Below are 23063 nucleotides of genomic sequence, written 5' to 3' on the forward strand. Positions count from 1 at the left end.
TCGGGACGTGTTGCCGAGCAGTGGAGGCGCCGATCCATGGATCAGCAAGCTGCCGTCGAGACCAACCAGGAAGGCACCGCCGCGGACCGCGGCGGCGTGGGACGTGTGTCGCTGGCGTTCGCGTGGCTGGCGTTCGGCCTCCTGGTGCTGGCGCTGCTTCTGCCGCCCCGCTTTAGTGCCTCTGCCCGATTTGGATTCGATGTGGCCGCCCAGCCGCCGGCGGCGAGCGTGAGCGGCGTCATTCAGCTGCTGCAATCTCGGGAACTGGCGGGCGAGGCACTCGGGCTCCTGTCCGAGCGGGACGTGGCCACTTTTGCCCATGCAAGTCTTCCCAAGTGGGTGTCACGGCTCATGGGCAGTGCATCGGACTGGACGCAGAAGGATCGGGCGGCCGCCATTCTATCCTCCAGCGTTCGCGCCATGCCCGTGAATGGCGGGCGCGCCATTGAGTTGACGGTCACGGCCGAGCGCCCCGCCTTGGCGGCGCGGGCCGCCAGCGCCTATGCAGCGGCCTATGCCAGTCTTGACGCCGCGGTGCGCGCGCGGGCCGGCAACCCCGCCGCCATCGAAGCGGCGCCGGCCTTGCGGCTTGAGCGGTCGCCCACCGCGTCCAACGTTCCTGTGCCCCCCTCCCCCGCACAGATGGCTGCCCTGGCCGTCCTCTCCCTGGCCATGGGTCTCTTCACCCTCTGCCTCGGCCGCCGCCCGGTGCCCCGCGGCCCCGTGCCGCCCCGGTCCCTGCCGCGGGAAAGCACGGCGCTGCCCCGCGTGTCCTGGATCGAAGCCGGCTCGGCGGGAGGTCTTGGCACCGTCGAGGCCGCCAACCTGCTCGCACGCCGCCTCACCGACGGAACAGGGACAGCCCGCGCTCGACTGGTGGTGGTCACCTCCGAGCAGCCGGAGGATCGCTCTGCCCCCGTTGCCGTGGCCCTTGCCCGTCGCCTGGCGGAGGGCGACAGCCGCGTTGCCTTGGTGGCGCTGGATGGTGATTCGGGGGAGTTGGCCGCCCTGGTGTCGGACCCCTGGGCGCCCGGGATGAGCGAGATGCTGTTCGGCGTCGCCGGTTTCGGCGAGACCATCCATCGCGACACCAAGTCTCGCGCCCATGTGATCCCCCCGGGCCGCCATGCCCGGGGCGGCGCCGGCGTGGTGAAGGCCGAGCGGCTGAGCCTCATCCTGAACGCCTTGTCGCAGACCTACGATTTCGTGGTGGTGGCAGCGCCGGCCTTTGCCGGGGCCGGGGGCGCGGTGCAATTGTCCACGCTCGATCCGCTCATTGTGTGCATCGAGGAGGACTGCGCCCGGGGCGGTGGCATTGATACGTTCGAGGCGCTGGCTGGCCGGGGCTTCCGCAATGTGGTGATGCTGCGCCTCTCGGCGCCCCCTGCGGACGCGGCCATTCCCGCGCAGGACAGCCTGCCCGTGCCGAGCCTCTCAGCCAGCGCAGCGTGAGGGAATGCCGCAGGTATTCAAAACCTTGGGCGGCAACGCGAATGTCAGGCCTTGCGGTCGGGCCGCTCCATCCAGCGAATCAGGAACGCGGCGGGGATGACCCAGGCCACACCGAGAATGATGTAGCTGACCGTCTGGAGCGCCCAGTGCAGCTCTGTCACCCGCCCTTGGGCGAGGGCCATGGCGACCAGCGCCCAGATCACCATCAGCGCCAGAAGCAGCACCGTTCCAATGAGCTTGCGCAGTCGCTGCGGCATTCTTCACCTTTCCCGCACCACCGCTGAACCGCGCGGCCGACGTCACCGTAGGCGGAACACAGGTCCCCGGCATTGCCCGAAGCGGACGAGGGCCGGTGTTGCGCGGCCCCTCTCCGCTCTATAACGGATCCCGGGGGAGGGCCACACCCGGCGCGGAAAAGGACACGAGACCCATGGCAGCAGGCACGCTCGAACCGATGGACGCCTCCATGCGGCAGGTGCGCATCTGGCTCTATGTGGTGGCGGCCATGATCGTCGCCATGGTGGTGGTGGGCGGCGCCACGCGCCTCACCGAATCCGGCCTGTCCATCACCGAGTGGAAGCCGGTGACCGGCGTCCTGCCGCCCCTCAGCGAAGCCCAGTGGCAGGCCGAGTTCGACAAGTACAAGACCATTCCCCAGTATGAGATCCTCAACAAGGGCATGGGGCTTGAGAGCTTCAAGACCATCTTCTGGTGGGAGTGGGCCCACCGGCTGCTGGGGCGGGTGATCGGCTTCGTCTTCCTTCTGCCTTTCCTTTATTTCGCGATGCGTGGCCTCATCCGGGGCGCCCTGCTCGGCAAGTGCCTCGTCCTGTTCCTGCTCGGCGGCATGCAGGGAGCCATTGGCTGGTGGATGGTGGCCTCCGGGCTGACCGAGCGCACCTCGGTGAGCCAATATCGGCTGGCAGTGCACCTGACCATGGCCTGCATCATCCTCGCTGCGGTGGTCTATGTGGGCCGCAGCCTCACCGCCGCCCGCCTCCAGGCCCTGCCACCCGCCCTGCGGGCGGGGGCCTTCGCTCTCGTCGGCCTGGTGGTGGTGCAGATCTTCGCGGGCGGCGTGGTGGCGGGGCTGGATGCCGGCATGAGCTTCAACACATGGCCGCTGATGGACGGCGCTCTCATTCCCGCCGCCGACAAGCTCGCCTTGCTCTCCCCGGGCTGGCGCAACCTGTTCGAAAACGTGCTCACCGTTCAATTTACCCACCGCATGATCGCCTATGCGCTTTGGCTGAGCGCGCTGCTGCATGCGCTCCATGCCATGCGCACCGGCGGATGGGCGGCGCGGCAGGCGTGGGGACTCTTTGCCCTGGTCAGCGCCCAGGCTCTGCTCGGCATCCTGACGCTGCTGTTCGTGGTGCCGCTCGACCTGGCCTTGGCCCATCAGTTCGGGGCGACAATCGTCCTGATTGCCGCCACTGTGCATGCCTGCGACCTGTCCCGGTCCGCGGTGCCGCAGGCCGGGACGGTGCGGCTCAGTTCAGCGCGAGCATGACCAGCGGGGCGGCGAGCAGATTCACCAGCCCCGCAAGGACCATCACCAAGCCGGCGATGGAACCTTCCTCGCGGCCGAGCTGATTGGCCTTGGCAACGCCCGCCCCATGGGCGCCCATGCCGAACAGGGCGCCCCGCGCCAGCGCGGAGCGCAGCGGAAGCCATTTCAGCATCACCTCGCCCATGGCGGCCCCGCAGACGCCGGTGAGGATCACGAAGACGGCGGTGAGGTCCGGCAGGCCGCCGATCTCGCCCGATACGGCCATGGCGAAGGGCGTCGTCGTGGACCGGGGCATGAGGCTACGCCCCAGTTCATCTGGCACGCCGAGCACATGGGCAAGCGCCCAGGCCGACCCCATGGCAATGGTGCTGCCCGCCAGCACCCCCACGATGAGGATGGGCCAGTGGCGCCGGATGACCGCGCGCTGCTCATAGATGGGCAGGGCGAAGGCAACCGTCGCGGGTCCCATCATGAGAAGCAGCCAATGGGCGCCGCTCATATAGGCGTGGTAGTCCGTCTTCAGGGTCAGCGTCAGCGCCGCCACCATCACGGGCGTGAGGAGCAGCGGCCCAGTCCACCAGCGCGGCCAGCGCTTGTTGATGGCGCGCGCCAGACGATAGAGCGCGATGGTGGCCAGCGGCCAGAAGATGAGCTGGAGCGTCGCGTCATCCCACCGCATGGCGCACCCGCCAGCGATAGAGAAGCTCGACGGTGGCCGCGGTCCCCGCCATGACCATCATGGTGCCGACGAAAATCACCAGGGCGATCTTCAGGCCAAGGGCGCTCAGAAACTCGCCATGGTCGATGACGGCAATGGCAGCGGGGACGAAGAACAAGAGCATCTCGGCCAGAAGCCAATATGCGCCGAGACGGACGGAGGCCGGCTTCACCCAGCCGAATGCGAGCAGCATCAGGAGAAGCGCCATGCCCACCACGCCACCCGGAAGGGGCAGGCCGGTGAGGCGCACGAGCGTATCGGCGGAAAGCCACACGGCGGCGAGAACGACAATCTGGAGCGAGCGCGTGCGGCGAAGCACGGCCCGAGCATGCAAGGCGACGGGGATCATGGCTGAAATCCGGGGAGCGGACCCAGCCGCTCCTTACTTGCCGTCAAATCTACGCTGCATTGCGATATGCGTAAAATGAATTGACAGAATTCACTTCAGTCGCAATTGGAATAGAATGGAACTCAGGACCTTGCGCGCCTTCGTGGAAGTGGTCCGCCAGGGGGGATTCTCCCAGGCGGCCAAGGTGGTGTTCGCCACCCAGTCCACCATCTCCAAAGCGGTCAAGCACCTGGAGGACGAGCTGGGCGTCACGCTGCTGGATCGCGTCGGCCATCGCAGCACGCTCACCGCCGCCGGTGAAATCGTCTATCGCCGGGCCTTGTCCATGCTGGCCGAGCGCGACGACCTGGTGGCGGAGCTGGATGAATTGCGCGGCCTGAAGCGCGGCGTGCTGCGGCTGGGCTTGCCGCCGCTCGGCTCAAGCACGCTGTTTGCGCCTCTGTTCGCCACCTACCGCAGCCGCTATCCGGGCATAGAGATCCGGCTGGCCGAGCATGGCTCCAAGCGGCTGGAAGAAGTGCTGCTGGCCGGCGAGATGGACTTCGCCGCGTCCCTCCTGCCGGTGTCCGACGTCTTTGAGGCGGAGCCGGTGCGCAGCGAACCCCTGGTTGCCCTGCTGCCGCCCGGCCACCCCAACCGCAATGCCCATAGCGTGCGCCTGAACGAGTTGGCGGCCTCCCCCTTCATCCTGTTCGAGAGCGGCTTCGCGCTCAATGCCATCATCCTGGATGCCTGCGACCGCCAGGGCGTGGTGCCAGACATCATCGCACGCAGCGCACAGATCGACTTCATCGTCGCCCTGGTCGCGGCGGGGCTGGGGGTGGGCTTTCTGCCACGGATGATTGCCGAGCAACGTGCGCATGCCGCGGTCGCCCGCGTCCTGCTGGATGAGCCGGGCACGGACTGGAGCATGGCCGTGATCTGGCGGCGCGGTGCCTATCTTTCCGACGCCGCCCGCGCCTGGCTCCAGCTGACCCGCGAAATCTACAGCCCAAAGGGCTGACGCGATCCGCCCTCGCTTTGCCACTGGTTTCAGCAGCGCCCGGCAATTCACCGTTTATCAAGCCTATCGCATAGGCAGGACAATATAATGGGCCGCTCTTTTCGAGGGCAGGCCCGCAGTTTCGGCAGCACAGTGCGGGACCCATTGAAGTTGTTCCGTCCACCCCGGTTGCGACGACATGCCGGTGACTGACTGCATGCGCGCGGCGCATTGCTGCACTGCAAGCTTACCTATTTGTCATGTTGTCGGGATGGCCTATCTCCTTGTCGAAGAAACGCGGCGCTTCAGGAGCGCCCTCGAAAGGAGAATCATCATGTTGCTCTGGGGCTTTCTGGCTCGCCAGATTCGCCGCTGGCACGCTTACAATCGGACTGTGGCTGAGCTGTCTCAGCTGGACGATCGTACACTCGGCGACATCAACGTCATGCGTAGTGAGATCCGCGCTGTTGCCCGGCGCGCCACCCTGCATGTCGTCTGACAACTATCGTTGCGCTTGACGGATCATGGCCCCTGCGGGGGCCATTTTCGTTTGCACTGCAAGAATATCGGTTCTTGAACTGTGAGCGCGCTTGGGGCACACCCCCCGAACGCAGGCGCGTGCCGTCCGATCCATTCTGCAGAGGCTGATCGGGCTCCATTGGCCCCGCACGGCCCGCCGTTTCGGAAGTGAGGACGGGAATGACACAGCCCACGGTGGCCCACGCCCAGCCGGTCCACGTCATTGGTGGCGGCCTGGCAGGCTCGGAGGCTTGCTGGCAAATTGCGAGCCGTGGCGTGCCCGTGGTGCTCCATGAGATGCGCCCCGTGCGGTCCACGGATGCCCATCACACCGACGGCTTGGCGGAATTGGTCTGCTCCAATTCCTTCCGCTCCGATGATCCCGAGGGCAATGCCGTGGGCGTGCTCCATGCGGAGATGCGGCGCGCCGGCTCGCTGATCCTGCGCTGCGCCGACGCCAACCAGGTACCCGCCGGTGGCGCGCTGGCGGTGGATCGGGACGGCTTTTCCCAGGCCGTGACCCATGCCCTTGCCACCCATCCCCTGGTGGAGGTGCGCCGCGAGGAGATGGCCGGGCTGCCGCCGGAAGACTGGGACAATGTCATCATTGCCACCGGCCCCCTCACCTCCGCGCCGCTGGCCGAGGCGATCCTAGCCCTGACCGGGGAAGAGTCGCTGGCCTTCTTCGATGCCATCGCGCCCATCATCCATTTCGATAGCATCGACATGAGCCGGGCCTGGTTTCAGTCCCGCTATGACAAGGCTGGCCCTGGCGGCACAGGGGCGGACTACATTAACTGCCCGCTGGACCAGGACCAGTACAACGCCTTCATTGATGCCCTGCAGGCGGGCGACAAGGCGCCGCTGCGAGACTTCGAGGCCAAGACTCCTTACTTCGACGGCTGCCTGCCCATTGAGGTGATGGCCGAGCGCGGACGCGAGACGCTGCGGTTCGGCCCCATGAAGCCGGTGGGCCTCACCAATCCCCATGCACCGGACGTGCGGCCTTATGCCGTCATCCAGCTGCGCCAGGACAACAAGCTGGGCACGCTCTACAATATGGTGGGCTTCCAGACGAAGCTGCGCCACGGCGAGCAGGTGCGCATCTTCCGTACCATTCCCGGCCTGGAAGGCGCCGAATTTGCGCGGCTGGGCGGCCTGCACCGCAACACCTATCTGAACTCCCCGCGGCTGCTGGACGAAACCTTGCGCCTGAAAGCGGCCCCGCGCCTGCGCTTCGCCGGGCAGATCACCGGTTGCGAGGGCTATGTGGAAAGCGCCGCCGTGGGCCTGCTAGCGGGACGCCTTGCCGCCCAACAGCGCCTTGGCGAAACGCCCACCTTGCCGCCCAACACCACGGCCCACGGCGCCCTGCTCGCCCACATCACCGGCGGCCATATCGAGACCATCGATGCAGGCCCCCGCTCCTTCCAGCCCATGAATGTCAATTTCGGCCTCTTCCCTCCCTTGGAGCAGGCCCCCAAGGGCGAAGGCGGCAAGCGCCTGCGCGGATCGGAGAAGACGCTCGCCAAGAAAAAGGCGCTGGCGGCTCGGGCGCTGGCCCATTGGAGTGCATGGCTCGACATGCACGCGGCGGCAGCTTAAGAGGCGCGTCATGTCCCGTCAGTCCCGTCCCGTTCCGCCACTCGAGCGCCACGCCGATCCGTCCCGCTTCACCGTGGACACGGTGTTGAAGCGCGACGTCTTTTCGACGGTGGAGCGTGGCACCTGGATCGACGCGTCCGGCACCCCCCACGAAGCCGTGCGCCGGCGCTGGGATACCGTGTCGCCGTGGTTTATCCTCATCGCCCGTCGTCTTGCCTCCGGTGAGATCAAGGCGCTGGAGCGCGTGACGCGCACGGGGGTCACCACGCCACTCCTGGCGGTGGGCGAGCGCTTCCTGGTTCGAGGCTGGATCGAGGGCGTGCCGCTCCAGATCGCCCGCCCGCACGGCGACCTGCACTATTTCCGGTCCGCCAAGGCGGCGCTGCGGACCCTGCATCGCGCCGGCTTCGCCCATAACGACCTTGCCAAGCAGCAGAACTGGTTGCGGGGTGCGGATGGCGAAGCCTGGCTCATGGACTTCCAGCTTGCCTTGGGCATCAGCCGCCGCTGGCGTCTGGGGCGGGTGCTGGCCTATGAGGATGTGCGTCATCTCCTCAAGCACAAGCGCACCTACTGCCCCGATGCGCTCACGCCGCGCGAGCGCAAAGTGCTGGCGCACAAGAGCATTTTTGCCCGCATCTGGATGGCCACCGGCAAGAAGGTCTATCGCTTCGTCACCCGGCGCCTGATGTCCTATTCGGATACGGAAGGGCGCGGCCCCCGCGTGACACAGGTCGGACCGCGCATCGCGGCGGCACTGGCCACCTATCCCGGCGTCTCCGAGGTCCATATGTCCGACTTCCAGACCCTGGGCGGGAAGGTCGGCCTCTATGCTTTCGTGGAAGCGGACGGCCCGGTGAGCGGGGAGGCGCTGCGCGCCCATCTGGCCCAAGCCTTGCCGGACCGGCCGCATCTCGACCATCTCCAGGTGGTCAAGCGCCTGCCGCGTGCCGTCGACGGCACAGTGCGCGACGACCTTCTCCTGCTGGTGGCCCGCAACCAGATCGAAATGCTGGATGCTTTGGCGGGAAGTCCGGCCGTTCAGGAAATGGTGGCCGACATCGCCCGCGGACGCCTGAACCTGACTGACCGCATCACGCGGCCGGCGGCCTGACCAGAGGGCGACCAGCTCGGGCGCGCCGTGCTGCGCGCCAAATGGTCCACAGGCGCATCAGCGGCGCGGCTCCCGCCACGGTCTTGAAGGGGTCGCGCACCCGGCCAAGAGCCTTCAGGTCCCCCGGAACCAGGGCGAGCGGCAGAAACACCGGAAGCGCATCACGCGGCACGGAGCCGAGGCACTCAGCTGCGGACCTCACATGACGAGCCGCGACCGCGCGCAGCTCCGTCAACACCTCGTCCAACGCTGCCGAGGGCGCTCCGCCAACAGCCTCGTCCCGGCCGATGCCGTGCGCACGCAGCATGTCCGACGGCAGGTAGCACTGGCCGCGCGCTGCATGGAAGGGGAACGCCCGCATCAGCCCGGTGAGCGCAATGGCCACCCCCGCATGCCCGGCCGCCTCCGCCACGGCCGGCTGCGCGCTGCCGGTGAGAATCTGAGCGCCCAGCTGGATGAGAATTGATGCGGTCTCTCCCGCATAACCCTCCAGGTCGTTCAGGGTCGGCATGGGATCGTCGTAAAGATCGAAGGTCCGCGCATCGATCAGATTGAGCAGAGCCCCGCGCGGCAGGGATTTGGCCTCCAGCGTCGCGCTGATGGCGAGCGCCACCGGATGGCCGGACACATCGCCCCGGCCCAGCCCTTCGATGACCTCGCGCCACCATTGCAGCCGCATTTCGCCCGGCAGCGCTTCGCGCACCACCTCGCGCACGCGGGCGATCTCGAGGCTGAAAGCATAAAGCGCCCAGATGTGAGAGCGCTCGCCCTCGGGCACGAACAGGCTGGCCAGGAATCGATCCCGGTCCTGGGCGCGCAGCAATTCGCCGCAATGGGCGTAGGCTGCGTCCAGGGTCAGAGGCGCTGCGGCATCGGGCTCGGCCATGGCTGGCCGCTACACCGCGATCAAGGCCGCGCCCACGCGCCGGCCTTCATCGAGCAGAACATTATAAGTGGAGGCCGCGGCCGGCGTGGGCATCAGCTCGAAGCGCACGCCCGCGTCCCGCAACACCTGCTTCAGTGGCTCCTTCAGATGGGCCGGGTCCCGTCCCGTGCCGATCAGAAGCAGCTCAACGGCGGCGCCTTCCGCAACCACCACGGCCAGGTCGTCCACCCCGACGTCCGCGAACCGCTCCGGGCGCCAGGCCCTCACGCCCGACGGCAGCGCGGTGATGGATCCCGCATGCGACATGCCAGCGAAGTGGAAGAAGCGGTTTGCATAGCCGTCGATCGTCACCTGCCGGGGCAGAAATGGCGTGTCCGGCCGCTCGACCATGGAACCTCTCCTCAGCCCTTGGGGCGCGGACGCTGGCGTCCCTTGCTGGAACGCCGGGGCGTGGGGGCGGGGTTCCCGGGCGCTGCAGGCGTGCCCTCGGCGGGCGCTTCCGGCGGGACGATTTCCGCTTCCTCCACACCGGTGGCAGCGTCCGCGGCCGGTGCAGGAGCCGCCGCCTTATCCGCATCGGGCACCACCGTCGAGGAGCGCAGGCCCAGATGGATGAGCATGGGCGCGGCCACGAAAATGGTGGAATAGGTGCCGATCACCACACCCACCGTCATGGCCAGCGAGAAGCCGCGCAGCACTTCGCCACCGAAGCAATAGAGCGCAAGGCAGGCGAAGAAGGTGGTCAGCGAGACGATGATGGTACGCGAGAAGGTGGCGTTCACCGCGATGTCGAGCATCTCCGGCAGCGGCATCTTCTTGTAGCGCCGCAGCATTTCGCGGATGCGGTCATACACCACCACGGTGTCATTGAGCGAATAGCCCATGATCGTGAGGATGGCCGCGATGGACGTCAGGTCAAAATCGATCCCCAGGAACGAATAGACCATCAGCGTCACGAACACGTCGTGCGCGGTGGTGGCGATGGCGCCCACCGCAAACTGCCATTCGAAGCGGAACCACAGATAGATCAGAACGGCCACCGCGCCGAGGAGCAGCGCGATAACGGACTGGCGCACCAGCTCACCGGACACGCTCGGTCCCACCGTCTCCACGCGGCGGATGGTGTAGTCGGAGCCGAGGGCGCCGGAAATCTTCGCCACGATGGCTTGCTGGGCGGCATCGTCCGCCCCGGTCTGGCCGACGCGGATCAGCACGTCACGGGGAGAGCCGAATTCCTGGATCTGGACATCGCCGAAATCCAGGTCGCCCAGATATTCGCGCAGGCTGCCAAGGTCGGCCGCCTGCTGCCGGGTCTGCGCTTCCACCAGCGTGCCGCCGCGGAAGTCGATGCCGAGGTTGAAGCCGAAGACAGCAAAGCACAAGACGGCCAGCACCATGATTCCCGCCGAGAACGGGAACGTCATGTGGCGCAGGCGCATGAAGTGGATGTTGGTCTGCGCCGGGATATAGTCGATCAAGGGCATGGGCGGCGCCTCAGATGGGCAGCTTGGCCGGGCGCTGCCACCTCACCCACCACGCGATCATCAGGCGCGTCAGGGTATAGGCGGTGAACACGGTGGTCAGGAGGCCGAGAATATAGGTGACGGCGAAGCCGCGCACGGGACCCGATCCGCCCAGAAGGAACAGGATCGCGCCGGTGGCGAGCGACGTGATGTTGGCATCGAGGATGGTGCCCAAGGCGTGCACAAAGCCCTTGTCGATGGCGGCGATGGCGGAGCGGCCTTCGCGCGCCTCGTCGCGGATGCGCTCGAAGATCACGACGTTTGAGTCCACGGCCATGCCGATGGTCAGCACCACGCCGGCAATACCGGGCAAGGTCAGCGTCGCCCCAAGGATGGATTGCAGGGCGAACATCAAGGTGATGTGCACAGCCAGGGCCACCAGGGCGAACAGACCGAACAGGCCGTACACCGCCAGCATGAAGACGGTGACAAGCCCAGCGGCGACGAAGGCGGCCACCTTGCCGGACTGAATGGAGTCCGCGCCGAGGCTCGGGCCAACGGTGCGCTCTTCAACCACCTTCAGCGGCGCAGGCAGCGCGCCGGCCCGCAGCAGAATGGCGAGGTCATTGGCCTGCTGGACCGTGAAGTTGCCGGAAATCTGGCCCGATCCGCCCAGGATGGGTTCGCGGATCACCGGAGCAGAAATCACCTGATTGTCGAGCACAATGGCGAACGGCCTACCCACCGCGTCCTGGGTGGTGGCGGCAAAGCGCCGGGCGCCGTTGGAATTGAAGCGGAAGGTGACGATGGGCTGGTGCGAATTCTGGTCAAAGCCCGGCTGGGCATCCACCAGGTCCTCACCGGACACGCGCACCTGCTTCTCGATCAGATAAGGCGTCCCATCCGGGCCGCGCAGCACTTCCGAATCCGGCGGCGGGCGGCCTTCCAGAGCCATCTGCGCCGGCATGGACTGATCCACCATGCGGAACGAGAGCTTGGCGGTCTGGCCGAGCAGCGCCTTCAGGCGCTGGGGATCCTGCAGGCCGGGCACCTGCACCAGGATGCGATCTGCGCCCTGGCGCTGGATGTTGGGCTCCACCGTTCCGAGCTGGTCGATACGACGGCGGATGATCTCGATGGACTGGTCGACCGCCGAGCGGATGCGGGCATTGATGCCCGCATCGGTCAGCGACACGATGATGGCGTCGGCGGAGCTGGAGACCGTGAGGTCCATCTCGCCGGTATTGCCACCCATGAGGGCGTTGCTCACCGGGGCGGCGAGCTTGCGCAGCTCGGCCACCGCCTTGTCCGAATCCGCCGGATCGCGCAGCCGCAGCTGCACGATGTTGTCGCGGATCACGAGGCCGGTGTAGCCGATCTTCTGCTCGCGCAGGACTTTGCGGACTTCATCCCGCACCTGCTCGGCCCGCTCCTTGCGAAGCGCCGCCCCATCCACCTCCAGGAGGATGTGCGAGCCGCCCTGAAGGTCGAGGCCGAGCGTGACACGGCTCGACGCCAGCCAATGGGGCAGCACCGCCAGAACGGAGGGGGGGAGGACGTTCGGCAGGGCGAACAGGATGCCAAGGGCCGTGACCGCGAGGATCAGAACCGTCTTGAGCCGGGAAAAGTGCAGCATCGTCTTGCGATCTCAACGCCTCAGGCGGGCGTCTCTTCCTTGGCGGGTTCGGCCTTCGAGCGGACCAGGGAAATCTGCGAGCGAAGCTGGCGGACCTTCACATTCTCAGCGATCTGCAGCTCGACCTCGGCCTCGTCCACGACGCGGGCCACCTTGCCGACGAGACCACCGGTGGTCACGACCACATCGCCCCGACGGAGCGAATTGACCATCTCCTGGTGCGCCTTGGCACGCTTCTGCTGCGGGCGCAGAATCAGGAAGTACATGACCACGAAGATCAGCAGGAAGGGGGCGAGCTGAATGAGCATGTCGGTCCCGCCGCCGGCGGCCGCAGCGCCCTGGGCATAAGCGGGCGTAATGAACATGTGCATCCTCGTTCGTCTTGGAGTAAGGCGCCTCCCCGCAGGTCAGCCGGGGGCACCGAGGCGGCCGGACTATACTGGCGCAGCCGGGGAATGCAAACAAAGGCTGTGCCCTCTCCCCACCCGCTTGACCTTCGGCGCAAATGAGGGTCCCAAGGCATCACGCGGGCGGCTGAACCGGGAACGAGGCGCATGACGAAGCACGGCATCCTCCAGGACCTTCTGGTCGCCCTTCGCTTCTATACGCGCCTTCCCCTGCCTGTGCTGGCGCGGGAAGTGGACCCCCATGCCGCGCCCTCGCTCAAACGCATGGCCTATGCGGTGCCTCTTGCCGGGGCGGTGATCGGTGGTCTTGGCGGCATCGTCCTCGCGCTGGGCCTCCTCCTGAAGCTGCCGGCGCTTCCCGCCGCCGTCCTTGCGGTCACCGCCATGGTGCTGATGACCGGCGCGTTTCACGAGGATGGCCTGGCCGACACGGCCGATGGATTCGGCGGCGGGCGGGACCGCGCCCACCGCCTGGAGATCATGCGGGACAGCCGAATCGGTACCTTCGGGGGTGCTGCGCTCGTCCTGTCGCTCCTCCTGAGGGTCAGCGCCATTGATGCGCTGATTCCGCTCGCCGGCCCGTGGCGGACCATCGCGATCCTGGCCGCCGCAGGCGCCGCGTCCCGTGCGGCGGGCATCGCGCTCCTGGCGATCCTGGAGCCTGCCCGGCCGGATGGGGCTTCGGCCGCGGCTGGGCGCCCGGGGCCCGAGGGACTTTTGGCAGCCGTCCTGTCAGGCGCCCTCCTGGTGGCGCTCCTGCTGGTGCCGACGCTTGGGATTCGCGCAACCTTTGTGGGGCTGTTCGCGCCCATTGCTGCCGTATTCGTGATGTCGCGCCTGTCCCAGTCCAAGATCGGCGGCCAGACCGGCGACGTGGCGGGGGCCACGCAGCAAGTGGCGGAAATCGCCATCCTGCTGGGCCTCATCATGTTCGCTTCGTTCCGCTGAGGGGCCCATGGCTGAGCCGGACATGCCGATCGATACGCCCTGCATCCGGGTCTGCGTGGTGGACCCATTGAGCGGCCTTTGCATCGGGTGCGGGCGCACCTTGCAGGAAATCGGCGCCTGGACCGGAATGTCCCCTCAAAGGCGCAGCGCAGTGATGGCGATCCTCCCCGGCCGCCTGGAGCGCCTGCGCCGGGAACGCCCGGACGCCTTCGAGCATTGACGGGCGTGCGCCCAAGCCGCGGCTTGCCGCCGCGTTTCCGCTTGGAAGGCTTTCAGCGTTTCATGGAAACACTCGAGCACTTCATCTCATTCCCTTTGCGCATTTCCCTTGCGCGAACCGGGTCCCACTTCGCTTGGAAATGCCCTGGGAGATTGACGTGAGCCGGTCCCGCCTTCTTCAAGCGATCTTGATCGGACTGGCCGTCGGCCTTGTCGCGCTGATGCTGCGGCACGACGAAGGCACCATTGCCGGCATGCGACTGGAGTCGTTTGCAAGTCTCCTGTCGCTTGGGGCCCTGGCGGTGGTGATCGGGTCCGGCGTCCTGCGCATGGCCCGCGGGCGCGGCCGGGAGACGCTGACCTCCATTGCCTTCTGGCTGGTGATCGCCCTCTTCCTGGCCCTGGCCTACATGCTATTCAAGACCTGAACCGCCGTCACAGCATCTCCAGCGCCCGCTTGCGGGTAGGCGGGGGAAACTCCGCGTCGATCTCGGCCAGATCCTGTTCCTCCAGAACCAGCTCCGCCGCGGCGACATTGGCCCGGACATGGGCGGCGCGGCTCGCCTTGGGAATGGCAATCACATCCGGCCGCCGCATGACCCAGGCAAGAGCCACCTGGAACGGGTCCACCCCATGGCGGGCTGCCACACGCCCCAAAGCCCCCGATCGCGGCAGGCGCGCCTGCTCGATGGGGCTATAGGCCATGATGGGAATCTGATGGCGGGCCAAGAGGAGGAACAGGTCGAACTCCGGGCCGCGCCGGCCGGGATTATAAAGGACCTGATTGACCGCGCACGCCGCCCCGCCGGCCGCCAGCAATTCATCCATATCGTCCGGGTCGAGATTGCTGACACCCCAGTGCCGGATCTTGCCGGCCGCCTGCAGGGCCTCGAAGCCGGCGATGGTCTCCTCGAAGGGATGGCTGCCGCGCCAATGCAGGAGATAGAGGTCGAGCCGGTCCGTCTTCAGGCGGCGCAGGGAACGCTCGCAGGCCGCAACCACGCCTTTGCGGCTGGCATTGTGGGGATACACCTTGCTCACCAGGAAGGCGCGATCGCGATAGCCGTCCAGCGCCTCGCCCACCAGATCCTCGGTCAGCCCCTCGCCATACATTTCGGCGGTGTCGACGAGGGTGGCGCCCAGTTCTATGCCGAGCCGCAGGGCCTCGATCTCCTCGCGCCGGCGGGCCGCCGTCTCGCCCATGAACCAGGTCCCCTGCCCCAGCGCCGGCACCTTCTCGCCGCCGGGCAGCGTGACGGTTTTGACCATGCGGTTCCTCCTCGAATGCAGGCTCAAAGAAGGCCCTTCGGCCGGAGGCACGTCAAGGCGGAACGCCGTCTCCTACCCCATGTCCTTGATGAGGGAGCCACTTCCCGACGTGCGCAGGAAATGCAGGAGGTCCGAGAGCCCCTCGCCCAGCAGCGTCACATGCGCCCGCATCAATTGCCCCGCCGCAGCACCGTCGCCGCGCATGATGGCGTTCATGACGTTCTCGTGCTCGGGAATGGAGGCGTGCATGCGCCCTGGCTGGTAGGTGGTCGTGCGGCGATAGGGCGAGACCTTCAGCGTCAGGCGGCGCAGCTCCTCCTGGAGAATGGAATTGTGGCTGGCCAGCGCGATGGCCTCGTGAAAGACGAGGTTCGCGGCATAAAAGGCTTCCACATCCTCCGCCGCGGCAGCCTTGGCGCAAGCGTCCTGCGCCGCCTGCATGCGGGCGCGCTGCTCGGGCTGCATCCGCCGGGCTGCCTGCTGGCAGGCGAGCGCCTCCAGCTCGGCGACCACGGAAAAGGCATCCAGCAGGTCGGCCAGCGACAGCTGGGAGACCTGGAGCCCCTGCCGTCCGCGGGACACCACCAGCCCGCTGGCCGCAAGGCGCTGCAGCGCTTCGCGCACCGGCGTGCGGGAGATGTTGAACTGCTCGGCCAATTGCCGCTCGTCCAGGCGATCCCCCGGCTTTCTGATGCCGTTGAGGATCTCCTGCTCCAGCCGGGCGACCACGCCCACCGCAAGCGATCCGGTTTCTTCCTTCGGCGGGGCTCCGTTCAAACGCTCCATGCTGATCAGCGCCTCACCGGCTTTCCACCGAATACAACCTGCTGGTGATCATCTCCGCCAGCGCCACAAGCCCATACAGGAGCAGGCCGCAGATGCAAAGAACCACGATGGCGGCCATGGACACCTCCGTGTCGGCCCGTGCGGTTGCGAAGATGATAAGATAGCCGAGGCCCGCCTGGGCGGTGATGAACTCGCCGATGATGACGCCGATGATGGCCAGCGTGATGGCGATCTTCATGCCGCTGAAGATGTGTGGCAGCGCCATGGGAAAGCGCACCGAGGTGAAGATCTGCCACTCGGTGGCGGTCAGCGAGCGGCACAGGCGCACGATGCCCCGATCCACGCTCTGAAAGCCGGCCGTGGTGGCGATCACAACGGGGAAGAAGGCGATGAAGACCGAAAAGGCGATGCGAGACTGCGTGCCGACCCCGAGCCAGATGATGAAGAGCGGGGCAAGCGCGATCTTCGGGATCAACTGGAAGAAGATGAGGTTGGGATAAAGCGCCTGGTGGGCGGTCGGCGAATAGGTGAGCAGGATGGCGATGGCGACGCCAAGGATCAGGGCGAGCAGAAAGCCGGCCGCCGATTCCAGCGTGGTCGGGATCGCATGCATCAACAGCAGATCATAGCGCTCATAGATATAGTGCGCGATGGAGATGGGCGAAGGCAGGATCACCGCCGGCACCTGCCAGATGGTGACATAGGCCTGCCAGAGCGCCAGGACGAAAAAGGCGAGACCCAGCGGCAGGACGATGCTGCCGAGCCCGCTGGCCGCCGCCGAGCGGCTGGACGCCGCGGGAAGGGCGACGCCGGTCTCCGTTCCGATTGCCTTTGCCATGTTCGCTCTCACTCAATCACGCTTGCGCCGGACGAACCGGCGGGGACGGCCGACGGGGCGGGACCATGGCCGTGGGCGGCCTCGATGGTCAGGCGCAGGTGCCGGCAGACCTGGGAGAATTCCGCCGTCTCCTCGATGTCGAAGCGGCGGGGCCGCGGGAACGGCATCTTCATGTCGAGAATGATGGTGGAGGGCCGCCCGCCCATCACCACCACCCTGTCCGAGAGGAAGGCCGTCTCGCGGATGGAGTGGGTCACGAAGACAACGGTCTTGCGATAGGTCTCCAGGATCTCGGAGAGCGCCACGTTCATCTGGTCGCGGGTGATGGCATCGAGCGCGCTGAAGGGCTCGTCCATCAGGAGGATTTCCGGGTCATGGATCAGCGCCCGGCAGATGGCCACGCGCTGGCGCATGCCGCCGGAGAGCTCGCCCGGCTTCTTATGCTCGAACCCGCTCAAGCCGACCATTTTCAGGAGGCCGTGGGCGCGCTCGCGATACTGCACCATGGGCAGCTTGAGGATGCGGATGGGGAAGAGGACATTGTCCAGCACGCTCTTCCAGGGCAGCAAGGTGGCGTCCTGGAAGATGATGCCGATGTCCCGTCGCGGGGCGGAGATGGGCGCGCCCGCCAGCATGATGGAGCCGCCGGTGGGGCGTTCGAGGCCGGCAATCATCATCAGCAAGGTGGACTTGCCGCAGCCCGAAGGGCCGAGCAGCGAAACGAACTCGCCCCGCGCCACCTCCAGCGAGGCCGAGGCCACCGCATGGATGGGCGTATGTCGGGCGAAATAGGTCTTCTGGACGTCGACGGCCGAGACAATGGGCGGCTCCAGAGCCGCCCCCTGCTCCCGTGTTCCCGAATTCAGCATCGATGGGTGGCCTCGTGCGGGCGCCTCAGGCGCCGATATACTTGCGATAGGGGGCTGCGCTCTTCTCGGCTGCGGCCAGATCCGCGGCCGAGAGCTTCAGCTTGCCAACGAAGTCGTTGGTGAACAGCGTCGCCACATCCGGCTTCTCGGCGCCTGCCCCTGCGGCATACTTCACCACCAGATCGGCCATGGTGGAGACCTTCGCCGGATCGGCCCAGCCAAAGCCATTGTCCTTCACCTCTGGCACCAGGTTGGTGAGATTGGTGAGGCCGAGGCCGATGCGGGCATATTCCTTGCCCGTGGAGGACATGGCCACTTCCGAATTGGCCTTGAGGAAGATGTCCACGGCTTCGTCGAAATTGGTCATGGAGAAGCGGATCGCCTCCATGGCGCCTTGAACGAACGCCTCAACAAGGCCCTTGTCCTGCTGAAGGCGCGCGGGCTGGGTGGTCAGCGACTGGCCATAGAACTGGATGCCCACCTGCGAGAACAGCATGAAGCGCACGTCGGTCCCGAGGGACGCCAGCGACGGCACCGTGCTGGTGGCGAAGGCGGCGATGGCGTCCACCTGCTTTTCCACCAAAGTGCGCTCGCGCACCTTGCTGTCCACCTGCACGATCTGGACCTTGGACAAGTCGAAGCCGGCCTTTTCCGCATAAAGCGGCAGGAAGGGATATTCACCCGAGGACACGCTGGCGCCGAGCTTCTTGCCCTCCAGCTCCTTCGGGGTCTTGATGGGCGAACCCGCGAGCACGCCGATGCCCATCAGGGCGTCGTAATTGATCTGGCCGATGCAAGTGATGGGCAGCTTCTTGGCCGCCTGGACGATGACGGTGGGGGTCGCCGCCATGCCGAAATCGAACGTTCCGGCGCTGACAGCCTGGGCGGCCGAGCCCGAGCCCGATCCACGCGCCACGCTCACATCGAGCCCCAGCTTCTTCCAGAAGCCCTTGTCGCGGGCCACGTAGGCAAACAGGTTCGGTCCTTCCGGAATCCAGGACGTGGTGAAGGAAACCGCCCGCGTGCCCTGCGCAATGGCGGGCATGGCCAGACTGCCGGTCGCACCGGCCGCGAGGGCCGCCCCCAGCCCTTTCAGGGCGCTTCGACGTGAAATCTGCATCCGATGTCCCCTTCTTATGGTGGCCTTCTGGTTGGCCTTTCGCCGAGTGGGGTCAGCATTCCCGCGTTCGATGCCAGGCGCAAGCGCCAGTATGCCAATTTCTCAAATTTGAATTCAATTTGACCAGATTGCCATTTTTTCCGTCCTGCCAGGGCGAATTTTTATGCACAATTCCCGCTTGGAAAGCCAAAAAACACGCTTCATTATGCCAAGCGTCCTTTGGGGTGTACAAATATGCAATCTTTCGAGGTCCGGAACGCCCATTTCGACCGTCTGGTGAACACGCCAGGCCTGCGCTGGATGGGGCAGAACACCAATCACGGCACGCCGCATCCCGCCGTCATTGCGGCGATGGAAAAGTGCATCCGGGATGAGGAATTCCACATCTATGCGCCGCCGGCTGGCCTCGAGGCGCTGCGCCAGGGCGTGGTGGATGATCTCGGCCTTGCCGGCCAGTGCGCCCTGATTTCGGACGGCGCCGTCGCCTCGCTCTACCACATCTGCCACACCCTGCTTTCGCCGGGCGACGAGTTCATCACCACCGACCCCACCTGGAACTGGCCCATGGCTTTTGCCCGCTCCGTGGGCGCCAGCGTCAAGCAGATCCCCATTTATGGCGAGGAATACGGCTACCGCCTCGCGCCCGAGCGCCTGAAGGCGGCCATCACCCCGAAGACCAAGGTCATCTATGTGGTGGATCCCAACAACCCGCTCGGCACGGCCTGCACCGCGCAGGAGATCGCCGAGATTGCGGCCGTGGCACGGGAGGCTGGCGCCCACCTCATCCACGACTGCACCTACCGCCACTTTGCCTATGAGCACCATCTGGCAGCGGCGGTTTATCCCGAGCGCACGCTGACCATCTACAGCTTCTCCAAGTGGCTGGGCCTTGCCGGCATGCGGGTGGGCGCGGTGGTCTCCACACCTGAAATCATCGCGCGTCTCGCCGATGCCCCGCCCAACAATCTCGGCTCCAGCATCCTGTCCCAGCGCGCCGCGCTCGCGGGCCTCGGCATCAAGGCGGAGTGGTTCCCCGGCATCCTCGCCAACCAGCGGGCCAACCAGAAGCTCATCAAGGACGCGGTGGACCGCATCCCCGGCCTCTCCATGCCCGTCTTCCCCTCCAACGGGAATTTCGTGGTGGTGGAATGCGGCGCGGCGGGCATCCGCCCCGATGCGCTCGTGGCCGCCTTCCAGAAGCACGACATCATGATCCGCCAGGGCGCCTACCACACCCCCACCTTCGGCGACCGCTTCATCAAGATCAGCACCACCGTACCCGCCGCCTGGGTGGAAGAATTCGTGGATCTGCTCCCCTCTCTCGTCGAGCAGGTGCGGGGCCAGAACGAAGCCGTGAAACTGTTCTGACCGGCGCATCGGTCACACCTTCAGGAAAGACGTCCAACATGGATCTGAAGCTCAAGGGCAAGACGGTGCTCATCACCGGCGCCTCCCAGGGGATTGGCGAGGGTCTGGCCCGGGCCTTCGCGGAAGAAGGCTGCAATTTGCATGTGGTGGCCCGCTCCGGCGACCGCCTGACGGCGCTGGCGCAGGAGCTCACCGCCGCCCATGGCGTCTCCGTCACCCCGCACGCCCTCGACCTGACTCAGGCCGGCGCCATCGATGGCCTGGTGGAGGCCGTGGGCGACATCGACATCCTCGTGAACAATGCGGGCGTCATCCCCAGCGGCTCGCTGTGGGACGTGGACGAGGCCAAGTGGCGCGCGGGCTGGGAGCTGAAGGTCTTCGGCTATATCAACCTGACCCGGGCCATCTATCCCCGCATGAAGGCGCGGGGCGGCGGCGTCATCATCAACAATATCGGCAATGGCGGCGAGGTGTTCGACCCCGCTTATGTGGCCGGCACCACCGGCAATGCCAGCCTGATGGCCTTCACCCGCGCCATGGGCGGCCATTCGCTCGACGACAATATCCGCGTGGTGGGCGTCAATCCGGGCCCGGTGGATACGGACCGCATCTACAACATGCTCAAGAAGCGCGCCGCCGACTGGCTGGGCGATGCGGACCGCTACAAGGAATTGCAGACCCGCTATCCGCTGGGTCGCCCTGCCCATGTGCATGAGGTCACGGACCTCATCGTGTTCCTGGCCTCCTACCGCTCCGGCTACACGTCGGGCACCATTTTCACCGTCGATGGCGGCATCGCGTCCCGCCGCTCGGTCATCTGAAGGCACACGCCATGGCATTCGCATCCACCAGCGACGGCTACAAGCTGTTCTACGAGGAAACCGGCTCGGGCACGCCCATCATCTTCGTGCACGAGTTCGGCGGCAGTCATTGGAGCTGGGAGCCGCAGCTCAACTTCTTCGCGCGGCGCCACCGTTGCATCACCTTTGCGGCGCGTGGCTATGCGCCCTCGGACATTCCCGCGGATGTGGAGGCCTATTCGCAGGCGCGCGCAGCCGATGACATCATCGACGTGCTGAATGCGGCGGGCATCGAGAAGGCCCATGTGATGGGCCTCTCCATGGGGGGCTTTGCTACCCTCCATGCCGGCCTGCGGCATCCCGGCCGCGTTCTGTCGCTGGTGGCGGCCGGCACGGGCTATGGCGCCGAAAAAGCCCATGAGGACTATTTCAAGGGCATCTCGGAGCAGGTCGCCCATAACTTCGAGACCCGCGGCGCTCCGGACTTCGCCCCCACCTATGCCGAGGGCGCCTCCCGCGTCCAATTCCAGGACAAGGACCCGCGCGGCTGGGCGCTGTTCGCCGAGCGGCTCGGCCGTCACGACGCAAAGGGTGCTGCCAACACCATGCGCGGCGTCCAGATGCGGCGGCCCTCGCTCTATGACCTGGAAGCCGATTTCCGCGCCATGCAGGCGCCGCTCCTGGTCATGACGGGTGACGAAGACGACCACTGCATCCAGCCAGGCGTTTTCCTCAAGAAGGTGGTGCCCCGCTGCGGCCTGGCCGTGCTGCCCAAGTCCGGCCACACGCTCAATCTGGAAGAGCCGGCTTTGTTCAATCACCTGGTGGGCGAGTTCATCGCCCAGGTGGAAGCGGGCCGCTGGGGGCCGCGCGATCCCCGCGCCAACCCCGCCCAGATCATGCGGACCGAATGAGCATGGCGCCCCGCCTTTCTGACCTTGTGGACGGCGATCGCCTCTGGGCACGGCTGATGGCGCTCGCCGCCTTCGGCGCGCGCCCCGACGGCGGCGTGGACCGGCCAGCCCTCTCCGCCACCGAGGCGCAGGCGCGGGCGCAGATCATCGCCTGGGGCCGCGCGATCGGCCTCAAGCCCTATACGGACCAGGCGGCGAACCTGTTCCTGCGCCTTGAGGGGCGCGACGCCAGTCTGCCCCCCGTCCTCGCCGGCTCCCACATCGATTCCCAGCCCACGGGCGGCAAGTTCGACGGCGTCTACGGCGTCCTCGCGGCGCTGGAGGTGGCGGAGGCGGTGGTGAAGCAGGGTGAGGTTCCGCAGCGGCCCATCGAGGTGGTGGCCTGGACCAATGAGGAGGGCTCCCGTTTTGCGCCGGGCATGACCGGATCGGACCTCTTCACCGGCACCAAGGCGCTGGACCACGTGCGCGCCATCCAGGATGCCGACGGCGTGAACGTTGGGAAGGCCATCGACGCCATCCTGGCCGCCGATGATGACGTTCCCGTTCGCCCCTTCGGGCTGCCCCTTGCGGCCTATGTGGAACCCCATATCGAACAGGCTTCAAAGCTGGAGCAGGCCGGCATCCCGGTCGGCATCGTCAGCGGCATCCAGGGCACGCGGCGCTATCGCGTCACCGTCAAGGGCGAAGCCGCCCATGCCGGCACGGCCCTGCGCCGGGATCGCCGCGACGCCCTGATGGCCGCTGTGCGCATGATCGCCGCCATGGACGATGCGGCCCTTGACCCCGACGACACGCTGCTGACCGTGGGCCTGATGCAGGTGACGCCCAACGCGCCTTCCGTCGTACCCGAGGCGGTGCTCTTTTCCATCGACCTGCGCCACCCGGACAATGCCGTGGTGGACCGCATGGACGCGGCCATCCGCCAGATCGTGGAGGAACATAAGGGCCCCTGCACGGCGCAGCTGCGCCAGATCCAGCATTCGCCATCCCTGACCTTCCCACCGGCCATGCGCAGCGTCCTGACGGAAGCAGCCCAGACCTTGGGCATCCCCTGCATGGACGTCTATTCGGCTGCTGGGCATGATGCCCGCCAGCTGCATTATGTCTGCCCGACGGGCATGATTTTCGTGCCCTGCCGGGACGGCATTTCGCACAATCCCGCGGAATGGGCGGAGCCGGACCATCTCACCGCCGGGACGAAGGTGCTGGCGGACACGGTGTGGACATTGGCCACGCAGGGCTGACGCACGCGCCTTTCCATTGCGGAAGTGCCGGCGGCGGGCGA

At 66.6% G+C, this 23063-nt stretch carries 26 protein-coding genes; 13 read left to right on the forward strand and 13 right to left on the reverse strand.

What is annotated here, in order from left to right; translation table 11 throughout:
- The first annotated feature begins 36 nt into the window (after positions 1-36).
- Positions 37-1452 (forward strand): hypothetical protein, encoded by a 1416-nt coding sequence (locus ACT54L_RS16010; protein WP_476086625.1) that lies wholly within the window; start codon positions 37-39, stop codon positions 1450-1452.
- Between the two features lie 44 nt (positions 1453-1496).
- On the opposite strand, the gene ACT54L_RS16015 is transcribed toward ACT54L_RS16010, so the two are convergent.
- Positions 1497-1709, reverse strand: coding sequence for a DUF2842 domain-containing protein (locus ACT54L_RS16015; protein WP_476086626.1), 213 nt, complete (start codon positions 1707-1709; stop codon positions 1497-1499).
- A 173-nt stretch (positions 1710-1882) separates the two neighbouring features.
- Here ACT54L_RS16015 and ACT54L_RS16020 point away from each other — a divergent pair, with 173 nt between their 5' ends.
- Entirely contained in the window at positions 1883-2965 is a 1083-nt protein-coding gene (locus ACT54L_RS16020; protein WP_476086627.1) for a COX15/CtaA family protein, read from the forward strand.
- Here ACT54L_RS16020 and ACT54L_RS16025 read toward each other — a convergent pair.
- Both ACT54L_RS16025 and ACT54L_RS16030 read right to left on the reverse strand, forming a co-directional pair.
- On the reverse strand, positions 2946-3644 hold the full coding sequence (locus ACT54L_RS16025; RefSeq protein ID WP_476086628.1) for an LrgB family protein: 699 nt from the start codon (positions 3642-3644) through the stop codon (positions 2946-2948). The two genes, ACT54L_RS16020 and ACT54L_RS16025, sit on opposite strands and share 20 nt — an antisense overlap.
- Complete coding sequence (locus ACT54L_RS16030) at positions 3631-4032, reverse strand: CidA/LrgA family protein (protein WP_476086629.1); 402 nt, start codon at positions 4030-4032, stop codon at positions 3631-3633. The genes ACT54L_RS16025 and ACT54L_RS16030 overlap by 14 nt, the downstream gene beginning before the upstream one ends.
- A 115-nt stretch (positions 4033-4147) precedes the next feature.
- Here ACT54L_RS16030 and ACT54L_RS16035 point away from each other — a divergent pair, with 115 nt between their 5' ends.
- The 4 genes from ACT54L_RS16035 (at position 4148) to ACT54L_RS16050 (ending at position 8252) form a co-directional block, all read left to right on the forward strand.
- Entirely contained in the window at positions 4148-5035 is an 888-nt protein-coding gene (locus tag ACT54L_RS16035; protein WP_476086630.1) for a LysR family transcriptional regulator, read from the forward strand.
- Between the two features lie 250 nt (positions 5036-5285).
- Entirely contained in the window at positions 5286-5513 is a 228-nt protein-coding gene (locus ACT54L_RS16040) for a DUF1127 domain-containing protein (RefSeq protein WP_476086631.1), read from the forward strand.
- A gap of 200 nt (positions 5514-5713) precedes the next feature.
- Complete coding sequence (gene trmFO, locus ACT54L_RS16045) at positions 5714-7138, forward strand: methylenetetrahydrofolate--tRNA-(uracil(54)-C(5))-methyltransferase (FADH(2)-oxidizing) TrmFO (RefSeq protein WP_476086632.1); 1425 nt, start codon at positions 5714-5716, stop codon at positions 7136-7138.
- Between the two features lie 10 nt (positions 7139-7148).
- Entirely contained in the window at positions 7149-8252 is a 1104-nt protein-coding gene (locus ACT54L_RS16050) for a serine/threonine protein kinase (RefSeq protein WP_476086633.1), read from the forward strand.
- Here the strand turns inward: ACT54L_RS16050 and ACT54L_RS16055 are convergent.
- Genes ACT54L_RS16055 through yajC form a run of 5 tightly spaced genes read right to left on the reverse strand, consistent with a single transcriptional unit; the run spans position 8233 to position 12602 of the window.
- Positions 8233-9138, reverse strand: a complete 906-nt coding sequence (locus tag ACT54L_RS16055; RefSeq protein WP_476086634.1) for a phytoene/squalene synthase family protein — start codon at positions 9136-9138, stop codon at positions 8233-8235. The genes ACT54L_RS16050 and ACT54L_RS16055 overlap by 20 nt on opposite strands.
- A gap of 9 nt (positions 9139-9147) precedes the next feature.
- Positions 9148-9528 carry an Mth938-like domain-containing protein gene (locus tag ACT54L_RS16060; RefSeq protein ID WP_476086635.1) on the reverse strand — a complete coding sequence of 127 codons (381 nt, stop codon included), beginning with the start codon at positions 9526-9528 and terminating at the stop codon, positions 9148-9150.
- An 11-nt stretch (positions 9529-9539) separates the two neighbouring features.
- Positions 9540-10622, reverse strand: a complete 1083-nt coding sequence (gene secF, locus ACT54L_RS16065; protein WP_476086636.1) for a protein translocase subunit SecF — start codon at positions 10620-10622, stop codon at positions 9540-9542.
- A gap of 10 nt (positions 10623-10632) precedes the next feature.
- Complete coding sequence (gene secD / locus ACT54L_RS16070; protein WP_476086637.1) at positions 10633-12237, reverse strand: protein translocase subunit SecD; 1605 nt, start codon at positions 12235-12237, stop codon at positions 10633-10635.
- Positions 12238-12257: 20 nt separating this feature from the next.
- The gene (gene yajC, locus ACT54L_RS16075) at positions 12258-12602 is read right to left on the reverse strand and encodes a preprotein translocase subunit YajC (protein ID WP_476086638.1); all 345 of its coding nucleotides are present in this window, start codon (positions 12600-12602) and stop codon (positions 12258-12260) included.
- A 189-nt stretch (positions 12603-12791) separates the two neighbouring features.
- Between yajC and cobS the strand changes: the two genes are divergently transcribed.
- The 3 genes from cobS to ACT54L_RS16090 all read left to right on the forward strand — a co-directional run bounded on the left by cobS (position 12792) and on the right by ACT54L_RS16090 (position 14239).
- A complete protein-coding gene (gene cobS / locus ACT54L_RS16080) occupies positions 12792-13592 on the forward strand; it encodes an adenosylcobinamide-GDP ribazoletransferase (RefSeq protein ID WP_476086639.1) in 801 nt (266 codons plus the stop codon).
- 7 nt (positions 13593-13599) lie between these two features.
- Entirely contained in the window at positions 13600-13812 is a 213-nt protein-coding gene (locus ACT54L_RS16085) for a DUF1289 domain-containing protein (RefSeq protein WP_476086640.1), read from the forward strand.
- Between the two features lie 157 nt (positions 13813-13969).
- Positions 13970-14239 (forward strand): hypothetical protein, encoded by a 270-nt coding sequence (locus tag ACT54L_RS16090; protein ID WP_476086641.1) that lies wholly within the window; start codon positions 13970-13972, stop codon positions 14237-14239.
- Between the two features lie 7 nt (positions 14240-14246).
- Here the strand turns inward: ACT54L_RS16090 and ACT54L_RS16095 are convergent, their stop codons facing one another.
- The 5 genes from ACT54L_RS16095 to ACT54L_RS16115 form a co-directional block, all read right to left on the reverse strand.
- Positions 14247-15080, reverse strand: coding sequence for an aldo/keto reductase (locus ACT54L_RS16095; RefSeq protein ID WP_476086642.1), 834 nt, complete (start codon positions 15078-15080; stop codon positions 14247-14249).
- Positions 15081-15152: 72 nt separating this feature from the next.
- Entirely contained in the window at positions 15153-15866 is a 714-nt protein-coding gene (locus tag ACT54L_RS16100) for a GntR family transcriptional regulator (RefSeq protein ID WP_476086643.1), read from the reverse strand.
- A 13-nt stretch (positions 15867-15879) separates the two neighbouring features.
- Entirely contained in the window at positions 15880-16704 is an 825-nt protein-coding gene (locus ACT54L_RS16105; RefSeq protein ID WP_476086644.1) for an ABC transporter permease, read from the reverse strand.
- 8 nt (positions 16705-16712) lie between these two features.
- Positions 16713-17573: an ABC transporter ATP-binding protein gene (locus tag ACT54L_RS16110; protein WP_476086645.1), complete on the reverse strand. Its 861-nt coding sequence runs from the start codon at positions 17571-17573 to the stop codon at positions 16713-16715.
- Between the two features lie 25 nt (positions 17574-17598).
- Positions 17599-18693 carry an ABC transporter substrate-binding protein gene (locus ACT54L_RS16115; protein WP_476086646.1) on the reverse strand — a complete coding sequence of 365 codons (1095 nt, stop codon included), beginning with the start codon at positions 18691-18693 and terminating at the stop codon, positions 17599-17601.
- Between the two features lie 234 nt (positions 18694-18927).
- Here ACT54L_RS16115 and ACT54L_RS16120 point away from each other — a divergent pair, with 234 nt between their 5' ends.
- From ACT54L_RS16120 to ACT54L_RS16135, 4 genes are read left to right on the forward strand one after another with little or no spacing between them, the layout of a single operon-like run.
- Positions 18928-20061, forward strand: coding sequence for a pyridoxal phosphate-dependent aminotransferase (locus tag ACT54L_RS16120; RefSeq protein WP_476086647.1), 1134 nt, complete (start codon positions 18928-18930; stop codon positions 20059-20061).
- Between the two features lie 38 nt (positions 20062-20099).
- Complete coding sequence (locus tag ACT54L_RS16125) at positions 20100-20882, forward strand: SDR family oxidoreductase (protein ID WP_476086648.1); 783 nt, start codon at positions 20100-20102, stop codon at positions 20880-20882.
- An 11-nt stretch (positions 20883-20893) separates the two neighbouring features.
- Entirely contained in the window at positions 20894-21775 is an 882-nt protein-coding gene (locus ACT54L_RS16130) for an alpha/beta fold hydrolase (protein WP_476086649.1), read from the forward strand.
- Positions 21776-21777: 2 nt separating this feature from the next.
- Positions 21778-23022 carry a M20 family metallo-hydrolase gene (locus tag ACT54L_RS16135; RefSeq protein WP_476086650.1) on the forward strand — a complete coding sequence of 415 codons (1245 nt, stop codon included), beginning with the start codon at positions 21778-21780 and terminating at the stop codon, positions 23020-23022.
- Positions 23023-23063 lie beyond the last annotated feature (41 nt).

Source organism: Aquabacter sp. DMC10 (assembly GCF_056314145.1).